Annotated in this window: 9 protein-coding genes; 6 read left to right on the top strand and 3 right to left on the bottom strand. The window is 71.6% G+C overall.

Annotated features, from left to right (window positions below; genetic code table 11):
- Genes yidD through rpmH form a run of 3 tightly spaced genes read right to left on the bottom strand, consistent with a single transcriptional unit; the run spans position 1 to position 884 of the window.
- A complete protein-coding gene (gene yidD / locus ACFYOU_RS23930) occupies positions 1-357 on the bottom strand; it encodes a membrane protein insertion efficiency factor YidD (protein WP_385489330.1) in 357 nt (118 codons plus the stop codon).
- Entirely contained in the window at positions 354-725 is a 372-nt protein-coding gene (gene rnpA / locus ACFYOU_RS23925) for a ribonuclease P protein component (protein ID WP_389764101.1), read from the bottom strand. The genes yidD and rnpA overlap by 4 nt, the downstream gene beginning before the upstream one ends.
- 21 nt (positions 726-746) lie before the next feature.
- Positions 747-884 (bottom strand): 50S ribosomal protein L34, encoded by a 138-nt coding sequence (gene rpmH, locus ACFYOU_RS23920; protein WP_003949374.1) that lies wholly within the window; start codon positions 882-884, stop codon positions 747-749.
- A 447-nt stretch (positions 885-1,331) separates the two neighbouring features.
- Between rpmH and dnaA the strand changes: the two genes are divergently transcribed.
- The 6 genes from dnaA to gyrB all read left to right on the top strand — a co-directional run bounded on the left by dnaA (position 1,332) and on the right by gyrB (position 11,810).
- Entirely contained in the window at positions 1,332-3,392 is a 2,061-nt protein-coding gene (gene dnaA, locus ACFYOU_RS23915) for a chromosomal replication initiator protein DnaA (protein WP_391308293.1), read from the top strand.
- 1,478 nt (positions 3,393-4,870) lie between these two features.
- A complete protein-coding gene (dnaN, locus tag ACFYOU_RS23910) occupies positions 4,871-6,001 on the top strand; it encodes a DNA polymerase III subunit beta (protein ID WP_389764098.1) in 1,131 nt (376 codons plus the stop codon).
- Between the two features lie 248 nt (positions 6,002-6,249).
- A complete protein-coding gene (gene gnd, locus ACFYOU_RS23905) occupies positions 6,250-7,125 on the top strand; it encodes a phosphogluconate dehydrogenase (NAD(+)-dependent, decarboxylating) (protein ID WP_387010288.1) in 876 nt (291 codons plus the stop codon).
- A gap of 107 nt (positions 7,126-7,232) precedes the next feature.
- Positions 7,233-8,354, top strand: coding sequence for a DNA replication/repair protein RecF (gene recF, locus ACFYOU_RS23900; RefSeq protein ID WP_391308290.1), 1,122 nt, complete (start codon positions 7,233-7,235; stop codon positions 8,352-8,354).
- A gap of 5 nt (positions 8,355-8,359) precedes the next feature.
- Positions 8,360-8,998, top strand: coding sequence for a DUF721 domain-containing protein (locus ACFYOU_RS23895; RefSeq protein ID WP_389764163.1), 639 nt, complete (start codon positions 8,360-8,362; stop codon positions 8,996-8,998).
- A gap of 691 nt (positions 8,999-9,689) precedes the next feature.
- A complete protein-coding gene (gene gyrB, locus ACFYOU_RS23890) occupies positions 9,690-11,810 on the top strand; it encodes a DNA topoisomerase (ATP-hydrolyzing) subunit B (RefSeq protein WP_391308288.1) in 2,121 nt (706 codons plus the stop codon).
- Positions 11,811-11,838 lie beyond the last annotated feature (28 nt).

Here is an 11,838-nt window from a genome sequence, read left to right as displayed (position 1 = left end):
TCAGGCTCCTTGAGCATGGGACGGGGTCTCGGCGGCCGGGCTCACCGGGGCAGTGCCGTCCCCGGAGGACGCGCCGAGGGCGGCTTTCCCGCCCTTGCGTCCGCGCCAGGCGTCGCGCAGCATTTCGTGCCACCGCGGACGCTTGCGCGGCGGAACATGGTCGACTCCGCCGAGCGACCACGGATTGCACCGCAGAATCCGCCAGGCGGTGAGTGCCGTGCCCTTGATCGCTCCGTGCCGGTCGATGGCCTGGTAGCCGTAGTGGGAACACGACGGGTAGTACTTGCAGACCGGCCCGAGCAACGGGCTGATGGTCCACTGGTACAGCTTGATCAGAACCAGCAGCGGATACTTCATCGCGTGCCCCCTCCCAGGAGCCGCTGGAAGGCGGCGTCGAGGTCTCGGGCCAGGTGCGCGTGATCGGCGTCGCCCGCACCGGGCAACGCGCGCACGACCACCAGGCTACCGGGGGGAAGCCCATCGATCCGTTCGCGCATCAGATGGCGAAGCCTTCGCTTCACGGAGTTGCGGACGACCGCCCCGCCGACGGCTTTGCTCACGACGAAACCCGCACGCGGCGGGGGAACGCTCTCCCCAGGCGCGTGCGGGTCGGTGACACCGCTGCGTAGGTGGACGACGAGGAGCGGGCGGCCGGCCCGGCGTCCTCGTCGTACCGCGGTCGCGAAGTCCTCGCGCCGCCTCAGCCGATGCTCGGAAGGCAGCACGACGTCATGACCTGACTGCGATCAGGCGGACAGGCGGGCGCGACCCTTGCCACGGCGGGACGCGAGAATCGCGCGGCCGGCACGGGTGCGCATCCGCAGCCGGAAGCCGTGGGTCTTGGCGCGACGACGGTTGTTCGGCTGGAAAGTGCGCTTGCTCACTCGGGGGCTCCAGAAATGACTCGGTGGTTGTCGGTGGCTGTTGCCGCCTGGCTGTCACCGTGCGCCCACGAGAAGCTCGTATTACGCCCGAGTGCACCGCTTTCACGATCACTAGGAGGTGATCTGTGCCCATCGGAGGCAGGCGGCAGCAGCCATCGACAACTCGACCTGGTTACGGTACGCGCGGCCCCGCCGTCCGGTCAAACCAGCGATTCGGAAGCGGGTCCGGCGCGACAGCGGGGAGCAGTGCGAGACACTATGCACAGGCTGTGGACAACAACTTGAACAGCACCGGTCGCCCTGACTACCGTGGCTTGACTCCGATTCGTCCTCCGGCCCGTCGCCCCGCCCGATCGTTGCCCCACCCGGCCCCCGGGTCCTTGATCTTCCTTCCGTACCCCGTCCCGAGAAGTGCACCTTCGCGGGACCCGTGAGAGAGCGTGCTCTGTGGCTGACGTACCTGCCGATCTTGCCGCAGTGTGGCCACGAGTACTGGAGCAGCTTCTCGGGGAGGGTCGCGGGCAGGGGGTCGAGGCGAAGGACGAGCACTGGATCAAGCGGTGCCAGCCGCTGGCGCTGGTGCTGGACACCGCGCTGCTGGCCGTGCCCAACGAGTTCGCCAAGGGCGTCCTGGAAGGCAGGCTCGCCCCGGTCGTCAGCGAGACCCTGAGCCGCGAGTGCGGTCGCCCCATCCGGATCGCCATCACGGTCGACGAGACCGCCGGCGCCGAGCCGGGCGCCTCAGCCCCCCCGGTGGCGCCGGTGCCCCCGCAGCGGTACGAGGAGCCGGACCTCCCGCCGTCCCCCGGGCAGCCCAGGGACGCGTACGACGGCTACCGACGGCCCTCCGACGAGCTTGCGGGCGGCCGCCCGGACCAGCAGTCGGGCCCGCACGGGGACCAGCCGCCGGCGGGCCGCGCGGACCAGCTGCCGACCGTTCGCCCCGCCTACCCGGACTACCAGCGCCCCGAGCCGGGCTCCTGGCCGCGCCCGCACGACGACTACGGCTGGCAGCAGCAGCTGGGCTACCCGGAGCGCGACCCGTACGCGAACCCCGGTCAGCAGCGGCACGACTACCGCACCCAGCCGCCGGAGCGGCGCGGGTACGAGACGGACCGTTCCCCCTACGACTCCGAGCGCGGCCCCTACGACCCGGACCGCGCGCCGTACGACGCCGAGCGCTCCGGCTACGACGGGGAGCGCCCGCCCTACGAGCAGCGGCGCGTGGCGTACGACGGCAGCGACGGGCGTCCGGGGCGGCCCGACCACGGCGAGCCGTCCGACGGGCAGCAGGGCACGGGGCCGCGGGGACCGCACGGCGGCACGGGTCACCTCGACGGCGGCCACGGCGGTCCGGGACACGGTCCGCGGGGCCCGCACGGCACGCGACCGGGCGGCCCCTCGGCGTCCTCCGGGCCCGGCGGGGGCGCTCCCGGCGGCGGGCAGTCCGCCCAGCCTTCCGGGCCCGGCGAACCCACCGCGCGGCTGAACCCCAAGTACCTGTTCGACACGTTCGTCATCGGGGCGTCCAACCGGTTCGCGCACGCCGCCGCGGTCGCGGTCGCGGAGGCCCCGGCGAAGGCGTACAACCCGCTCTTCATCTACGGGGAGTCGGGCCTCGGCAAGACCCATCTGCTGCACGCGATCGGCCATTACGCGCGCAGCCTGTATCCGGGCACGCGGGTGCGGTACGTCAGCTCCGAGGAGTTCACCAACGAGTTCATCAACTCCATCCGCGACGGCAAGGGCGACAGTTTCCGCAAGCGCTACCGCGAGATGGACATCCTGCTCGTCGACGACATCCAGTTCCTCGCGGACAAGGAGTCGACGCAGGAGGAGTTCTTCCACACCTTCAACACGCTCCACAACGCGAACAAGCAGATCGTCCTGTCCTCCGACCGGCCGCCGAAGCAGTTGGTGACCCTGGAGGACCGGCTGCGCAACCGGTTCGAGTGGGGGCTCATCACGGATGTGCAGCCGCCCGAGTTGGAGACGCGCATCGCGATTCTCCGCAAGAAGGCGGTGCAGGAGCAGCTCAACGCACCGCCGGAGGTGCTGGAGTTCATCGCTTCGCGCATCTCCCGCAACATCCGGGAGCTGGAGGGCGCCCTCATCCGGGTGACCGCCTTCGCCTCGCTGAACCGGCAGCCCGTGGACCTGGGGCTGACGGAGATCGTGCTGAAGGACCTGATCCCGGGGGGCGAGGACTCGGCGCCCGAGATCACCGCCACGGCGATCATGGCGGCGACCGCCGACTACTTCGGGTTGACCGTGGACGACCTGTGCGGCTCATCCCGCAGTCGGGTCCTGGTGACCGCCCGGCAGATCGCCATGTACCTGTGCCGGGAGCTGACGGACCTGTCGCTGCCGAAGATCGGTGCGCAGTTCGGCGGCCGTGACCACACGACGGTGATGCACGCGGACCGGAAGATCAGGGCGCTGATGGCCGAGCGGCGGTCCATCTACAACCAGGTCACCGAGCTGACCAACCGCATCAAGAACGGCTGACGCACCGCGCGGGCCGCCCTTGCGCGGCCGGCTCCGTCCGTTCCCCGAACCGGTCGCCCTCCCGCGCACCGGCTCCGCCGTCCTCCGGCCCGCAGCCCTTCCGCGGTCAGCCCGCGGCCTGGTGCCGGGTGCTCCTTGCGCCCCCGGCCGACGCCACCCCTGGCACCCGGCGCGGGAGCCCCCGCCATCCCGGCCGCGGCGCCTCCCGCCCGCGCCCCGAACCCCGGCGAGCACATCGCCGTCCCCGATCCGGCCACCCGCCGAGACAGCGCTGCGCGGTTCGCCGCCCCGGCCGCCCCGGCCGCGGCGCCTCCCACCCGCCCCGGCGACGTCCTCCGGCCCGTCCCGCGGGCCCGAGACGGCCGGCCACCCGGCGAGACCGCGGTTCGCCGCGCCCCACCGACCCGGATGCGCCAGATACCCCGGCCACGGCGCCTCCCGCCCACCCCCGCTACGTCCGCCAAAGCCTGTCCCTCGAACCCGAGAGGCAGCCGCCCGGGCGCCCCGCGAGCCGCGCTGCCCCGCCCCCGGGACCGCGCCGCCGGCCGTCCCGGGCACCCGCGACCTTCGGGGACGGGCGCCTCGGAGCTCCGAGGCGCCCCCGCGACCCCCGTTCGGGCTCCGGGCGCGCCGCCTCCGCGCGCCCGTTCCCGGTGCAGCGCCGCCGCCGTTGTTCGAATCCGTCGGGGGTTACGGGTGTTCTCCACAGATCCGGGGACTTTTTCGTTTCCACACCCTGGGGACTGCGAAGTTATCCAGACCGTGTCCACAGGCCGCGCTCCCGGGTGATCATCCGGCCAGCTCAGAGGGGTGTGGATTCGTGGACAACGACTCTCCACAGGGTGTGGACAAGCGATCCGTCCACAGACGCCCTCCGCAGTTGTCCACCGGCCGCCCACAGGTCTGCGCCTGCTGTCCCCAGCATGACGGGGCTTCTCCACAGTTCTGTCCACTGTTCGGCAACCCAACGCGCCTCATCACCGGGTGGAGTGAAAGGCGTCACATCAAGGTGCCGGATGGGGCTGTGGGGAACTCGGGCAAAGCTGGGGACAGCCTTGGGGAGAACCCACCCCCTCCTGTGCATCAGGTGTGCACAACTTTCGCCCGTCCACAGAAAGCCCGGGTTTTCCACCGCCTCCACCCACAGGCACGGTGGACAAAAAACCGCTGCTGAGCTGCGAAAACGAGGTTATCCACGGTATCCACAGGCCCTACTACTACTACCGACTAGAGTTACCGGGGAATCCGCTTCGAAGCTGGGGGTGTGGACAACTCGGCCCCGTCGCCGTCCGAGCCGGTTCGCGCGACTTGACCCCGAGAGGCACCTACTGTCAGTGCGGTGCGTCAGACTGGTCCCGGTGGCCTCCCCGTCCCGGGGCACGGCGACACCACGGCGGACCCGACGGAACCGCCGCACGGACAGCAGGGCGACCCCAGACGGGGCGAGAGCGGCCAGCAACAGCAGGAGGCGGGCTTAGGTGAAGATCCGGGTGGAACGCGACGTACTCGCGGAGGCAGTGGCGTGGGCGGCACGCAGCCTCCCGGCCCGTCCCCCCGCGCCGGTCCTCGCCGGCCTCCTGTTGAGGGCCGAGGACGGTGCCCTGAGCCTGTCCAGCTTCGACTACGAGGTCTCGGCACGGGTCTCGGTGGAGGCCGAGGTCGAGGAGGACGGCACGGTCCTCGTCTCCGGCCGGCTGCTCGCCGACATCTGCCGTGCCCTGCCGAACCGACCGGTGGAGATCTCCACCGACGGCGTGCGGGCGACGGTCCTGTGCGGCTCCTCCCGCTTCACCCTCCACACCCTGCCGGTGGAGGAGTACCCCTCCCTGCCGCAGATGCCGTCCGCGACGGGCACGGTCCCCGGTGAGGTCTTCGCCGCCGCCGCCGCCCAGGTCGCCATCGCCGCGGGCCGCGACGACACGCTCCCGGTGCTGACCGGCGTGCGCATCGAGATCGAGGGCGACACGGTCACCCTGGCCTCCACCGACCGCTACCGCTTCGCGGTCCGCGAGTTCCTGTGGAAGCCCGAGGTCCCGGACTCCTCCGCGGTCGCCCTGGTGCCCGCGAAGACCCTGCTGGACACCGCGAAGGCGCTCACCAGCGGCGACAGCGTCACCATCGCCCTGTCGGGCTCCGGCTCCGGCGAGGGCCTGATCGGCTTCGAGGGCGCGGGCCGCCGCACCACCACCCGGCTGCTCGAAGGCGACCTGCCGAAGTACCGCACGCTGTTCCCCACCGAGTTCAACTCGATCGCCGTCATCGAGACCGCCCCCTTCGTGGAGGCCGTCAAGCGCGTGGCCCTGGTCGCCGAGCGGAACACCCCGGTGCGGCTCAGCTTCGAGCAGGGCGTGCTGATCCTGGAGGCCGGCTCCAGCGACGACGCACAGGCTGTGGAAAGGGTCGACGCGGTGCTGGAGGGCGACGACATCTCGATCGCCTTCAACCCGACGTTCCTGCTCGACGGCCTCAGCGCCATCGACTCGCCGGTCGCGCAGCTGTCCTTCACCACGTCGACCAAGCCCGCGCTGCTGAGCGGCCGGCCGGCCGTGGACGCCGAGGCCGACGAGGCGTACAAGTACCTGATCATGCCGGTCCGCCTCTCGGGCTGACCGGGCTCGTATCGGACGTCGGCCCGGACCTCGTACCGGCTCCGGGCCGACGCCGTGCGTGCGTCGGCCCGGTCCGGACGGCCCCGACCGGGCACCGGCGTCCGTGGCCCGCCTGTCGCGGGGAGACCCGCAGGTGGGAGTACGTATGAGCGGCCCGACCGACAGCTGTGCGCGGGGCCGCGGGCGTAGGCTCGGACGCAGATACACCAAGTGTCCGCACGCCACTTCGCGACTTTAAGGAACCACTGATGGAGCTCGGTCTCGTCGGCCTCGGCAAAATGGGCGGGAACATGCGCGAGCGCATCCGCCGCGCCGGCCACACCGTCATCGGATACGACCGCAACCCGGACCTCGCCGATGTCGACAGCCTCGAAGAGCTGGTGGGCAAGCTCAAGGGCCCGCGCGTGGTGTGGGTGATGGTCCCGGCAGGTGCCGCCACCCAGTCCACCATCGACGAGCTGGCCGCGCTGCTGGAGCCCGGCGACGTCGTGGTCGACGGCGGCAACTCCCGGTGGACGGACGACGAGAAGCACGCGGTGGAGCTGGGCCTCAAGGGCATCGGCTTCGTGGACTGCGGTGTCTCCGGCGGCGTCTGGGGCCTGGAGAACGGCTACGCGCTGATGTACGGCGGCGACAAGGAGAACGTCGCCAAGGTGCAGCCGGTCTTCGACGCGCTCAAGCCCGAGGGCGAGTTCGGCTCGGTGCACGCGGGCAAGGTCGGCGCCGGCCACTTCGCCAAGATGGTCCACAACGGCATCGAGTACGCCATGATGCAGGCCTACGCCGAGGGCTGGGAGCTGCTGGAGGCCGTGCAGTCGGTCACCGACGTGCGCGAGGTCTTCCGCTCCTGGCAGGAGGGCACCGTGATCCGCTCGTGGCTGCTCGACCTCGCCGTCAACGCCCTCGACGACGACGAGCACCTGGAGGGCCTCCGGGGCTACGCCCAGGACTCCGGCGAGGGTCGCTGGACGGTGGAGGCCGCGATCGACAACTCGGTGCCGCTGCCCGCGATCACCGCCTCGCTGTTCGCCCGCTTCGCCTCCCGGCAGGAGGACTCGCCGCAGATGAAGATGATCGCGGCGCTGCGCAACCAGTTCGGTGGCCACGCCGTAGAGAAGGCCTGACGAGGGCCCCGAGCCGTCCCGGCCGCCGCGCCGGGACGGTCATCGGGCCCTGAGAACCGCCCCGCGCACCCGCGGGGGCACCACACCGAGGGAGGTCGGCCACGACCATGCACGTCACGCATCTGTCGCTGGCCGACTTCCGCTCGTACGCCGGGGTCGACGTGCCGCTCGACCCCGGCGTCACCGCGTTCGTGGGTCCCAACGGGCAGGGCAAGACCAACCTGGTCGAGGCCGTCGGCTATCTGGCGACCCTCGGTAGCCACCGCGTCTCCTCCGACGCCCCGCTGGTGCGCATGGGGGCCGAACGCGCGGTGGTGCGGGCCGCCGTCCGGCAGGGCGAACGACAGCAGCTGGTCGAGCTGGAGATCAATCTGGGCCGCGCCAACCGCGCCCGGATCAACAGGTCCTCGCAGGTCAGGCCGCGGGACGTGCTGGGGATAGTCCGGACGGTGCTGTTCGCGCCGGAGGACCTCGCGCTGGTCAAGGGCGACCCCGGGGAGCGACGGCGCTTCCTGGACGAGCTGATCACCGCCCGTTCGCCGCGCCTGGCCGGCGTCCGCTCCGACTACGACCGCGTCCTCAAGCAGCGCAACACCCTGCTGAAGTCCGCGGCGCTGGCCCGCCGGCACGGCGGCCGCGGCACCGACCTGTCGACCCTGGACGTCTGGGACCAGCACCTCGCGCGCACCGGCGCCGAACTGCTCGCCCACCGGCTCGACCTGATCGCCTCCCTCCAGCCCCTCGCCGACAAGGCGTACGAACAGCTCGCCCCCGGCGGCGGCCCGCTCGCCCTGGAGTACAAGCCGTCCGCACCGGGCGACGGCCACACCCGCGAGGAACTGTACGAACAGCTGCTCGACGCGCTCGCCGAGGCCCGCAAACAGGAGATCGAGCGGGGGATCACCCTCGCCGGACCGCACCGCGACGACCTGGTGCTGAAGCTGGGCCAGCTCCCCGCGAAGGGGTACGCCAGCCACGGCGAGTCCTGGTCGTACGCCCTGGCCCTGCGCCTCGCCTCGTACGACCTGCTGCGCGCGGAGGGCAACGAGCCGGTGCTCGTCCTGGACGACGTCTTCGCGGAACTCGACACCCGGCGCCGGGAACGCCTCGCGGAGCTGGTGGCGCCCGGGGAGCAGGTCCTCGTGACGGCAGCGGTGGACGACGACGTGCCGGACGTCCTCACGGGCGCGCGGTTCTCGGTGGCCGAGGGCGTGGTGGAGCGGCTGTGAACCCCATGATCGGCCGTGGCCCGAGCGCCAGGAACAGCGGTACGGGGCCGGGGGACGCCGCACTCCCCGGAATCCCCGGGGTGCCCGGCACGGGTCCCGTGGGGCCCCTGGGGTCCGCGGGAGCGCCGGTCCCGCCGGCTCCGGCCGCGCCGAGCGGGGTCGACCTCGCCCGGGTGGCGCTGCGGGCGGCGAAGGAACAGGCGCGGGCGCGGGGGGACGCGGCGGCCCAGCGCAAGCAGGCCCGGCGCGGGGGTCTGCGCTCCGGCGCGCGGGCGGACGGGCGCGACCCCATGGCGCTGGGCGCGGCCATCAACCGGCTGATCACCGAACGCGGCTGGGAGACCCCGGCGGCGGTCGGCGGGGTCATGGGCCGCTGGCCGCAGATCGTCGGTGACGACCTGGCCAAGCACTGCGTGCCCCAGCGGTACGACGAGGACGAGCGGGTGCTGACGGTGCAGTGCGACTCGACCGCCTGGGCGACCCAGCTGCGGCTGCTGGCCCCGCAACTGGTGGCCCGGCTCAACGAGGACCTGGGACACGGCACCGTGAGACTGATCAAGGTCGTGGGCCCCGGCGGACCGGCCCGCCGGTTCGGTCCGCTGCGCGCGCCGGGCAGCACGGGCCCCGGCGACACCTACGGCTGACGCACCACACCCGCGCCCGCACGGCACAGCACGTCACGGCACAGCACCGCACGTCACGGCAGCACCGCACGGCACCGCCGGGCCCGGCACCGCACGGTTCCGGCGCCCGTCGACCCGTGTGGCACCGGACCCGTGCGCGCCCGTCGACCCGCCCGACCGCGGGCCCGGTGGCCGCCGCACGGCGCGCGTCCCGCCCGGCGCGCCCGGGCCACGGGCGGTCCCCGGCCCGGTCGTGCGCGCTCCCGGCGCGGTGATCGTCGCACCGGCCGGGGCAGCGACCGGCGGCGCTGCTGCTCCCGCCCCCCGGGGCGGTGATCGTTCCCGCTGGTGGGGGCCGTGCGGAGGGCGGCCCGACGGCCCCTCGCCGCAGTGCGGCCCCGCCCGTGCGGCCCCGTGCGGAACCCGTTGCTCCGCCGGCTCGACGGACGGTCGCTCGTGGTTGACGCCCCGAAGCGCTGAGTGCCGCTCAGGACCACTTGAGCCCCTGGGGCGCATATGGGGAGTCAGAAGAGACCGGTTCAGGGCGGCACATGCGGACTCAGGTACCGGCAAAGCCCCATCACTGTCAGCGCTACCGGTAGACTGGAGGACAATCCCGCCCCACTCGTGGGACACACACCGAGCAACGCTGATACAGGCTTACCAACGCAACACGCCGCAGCCGCTCCGGCCACTGCCGGGTGCCCGGCTCGTGCTGTGCCAGAAAGGGCGCTTCGTGGCCGATTCCGGCAACCCCAACGAGAACATCCCGTCCACCGGCATCGGCGACCCCGCCGATGCCGTTCAGGCCGACCAGTCCGTACCGGAAGCGTCCACGGCCCCCGGGCCGGCGACGCCCGAGTACGACGCGAGCGCGATCACCGTGCTCGAAGGTCTGGACGCCGTGCGCAAGCGCCCCGGCATGTACATCGGCTCCACCGGCGAGCGTGGCCTCCACCACCTCGTGCAGGAGGTCGTGGACAACTCCGTGGACGAGGCCCTGGCCGGTCACGCGGACACCATCGACGTCACGATCCTGCCCGACGGCGGGGTCCGGGTCATCGACAACGGTCGCGGCATCCCCGTCGACATCGTCCCGTCCGAGAACAAGCCGGCCGTCGAGGTCGTGCTGACCGTGCTGCACGCGGGCGGCAAGTTCGGCGGCGGCGGTTACGCGGTCTCCGGCGGTCTGCACGGTGTGGGTGTCTCCGTGGTGAACGCCCTGTCCACCCGGGTCGCCGTCGAGGTCAAGCGCGACGGACACCACTGGACGCAGGAGTACAAGCTGGGCGTCCCGACGGCCGCCCTCGCCCGGGGCGCGGCCACCGAGGAGACGGGGACCTCCGTCACCTTCTGGGCCGACGGGGACATCTTCGAGACCACGGAGTACTCCTTCGAGACGCTGGCGCGGCGTTTCCAGGAGATGGCGTTCCTCAACAAGGGCTTGACGATCAAGCTCACCGACGAGCGCGACTCCGCGAAGGCGACCAGCGGCGCCGACACGGACCAGCCCAGTGACGACACCGAGGCGCAGGCGCGCACGGTGACGTACCACTACGAGGGCGGCATCGTCGACTTCGTGAAGTACCTCAACTCCCGCAAGGGCGAGGTGGTGCACGAGACCGTCATCGACATCGAGGCCGAGGACAAGGACAGGCTGCTGTCCCTTGAGGTCGCGATGCAGTGGAACAGCGGCTACAGCGAGGGCGTGTACTCCTTCGCCAACACCATCCACACCCATGAGGGCGGCACCCACGAGGAGGGCTTCCGGGCCGCGCTGACCGCGCTCATCAACCGGTACGCGCGCGACAAGAAGCTGCTGCGCGAGAAGGACGACAACCTCACGGGCGACGACATCCGCGAGGGTCTGACGGCGATCATCTCGGTGAAGCTCGGCGAGCCGCAGTTCGAGGGCCAGACCAAGACCAAGCTGGGCAACACCGAGGCCAAGACCTTCGTGCAGAAGGTCGTCAACCAGCACCTCGCCGACTGGCTGGACCGCAACCCCAACGAGGCCGCGGACATCATCCGCAAGTCGATCCAGGCGGCGACCGCCCGGGTGGCGGCCCGCAAGGCGCGCGACCTCACCCGCCGCAAGGGGCTGCTGGAGACGGCGTCGCTGCCCGGCAAGCTGTCCGACTGCCAGTCGAACGACCCCACCAAGTGCGAGATCTTCATCGTCGAGGGCGACTCCGCCGGCGGCTCGGCCAAGTCCGGCCGCGACCCGATGTACCAGGCCATCCTGCCGATCCGCGGCAAGATCCTGAACGTCGAGAAGGCGCGCATCGACAAGATCCTGCACAACCAGGAGATCCAGGCGCTCATCTCGGCCTTCGGCACCGGGGTCCACGAGGACTTCGCCATCGAGAAGCTGCGCTATCACAAGATCATCCTGATGGCGGACGCCGACGTCGACGGCCAGCACATCAACACCCTGCTGCTGACGTTCCTGTTCCGCTTCATGCGTCCGCTGGTCGAGGCCGGGCACGTCTTCCTGTCCCGCCCGCCCCTCTACAAGATCAAGTGGGGTCGGGACGACTTCGAGTACGCCTACTCGGACCGTGAGCGGGACGCCCTGATCGCGCTGGGCCGCCAGAACGGCAAGCGCATCCGGGAGGACTCGATCCAGCGCTTCAAGGGCCTCGGCGAGATGAACGCCGAGGAACTGCGCGTCACCACCATGGACGTCGAGCACCGCGTCCTCGGCCAGGTCACCCTGGACGACGCCGCCCAGGCCGACGACCTCTTCTCCGTCCTCATGGGCGAGGACGTCGAGGCCCGCCGCCAGTTCATCCAGCGCAACGCCAAGGACGTCCGCTTCCTCGACATCTGAGTCGGTCTCCGTCTGACCGCACAGAAAG

Source organism: Streptomyces sp. NPDC005955 (genome assembly GCF_042871255.1).
Lineage (GTDB): Bacteria > Actinomycetota > Actinomycetes > Streptomycetales > Streptomycetaceae > Streptomyces.
The sequence above is the reverse complement of the archived record's forward strand: the minus strand, read 5'-3'. Positions and strand labels throughout refer to the sequence as shown.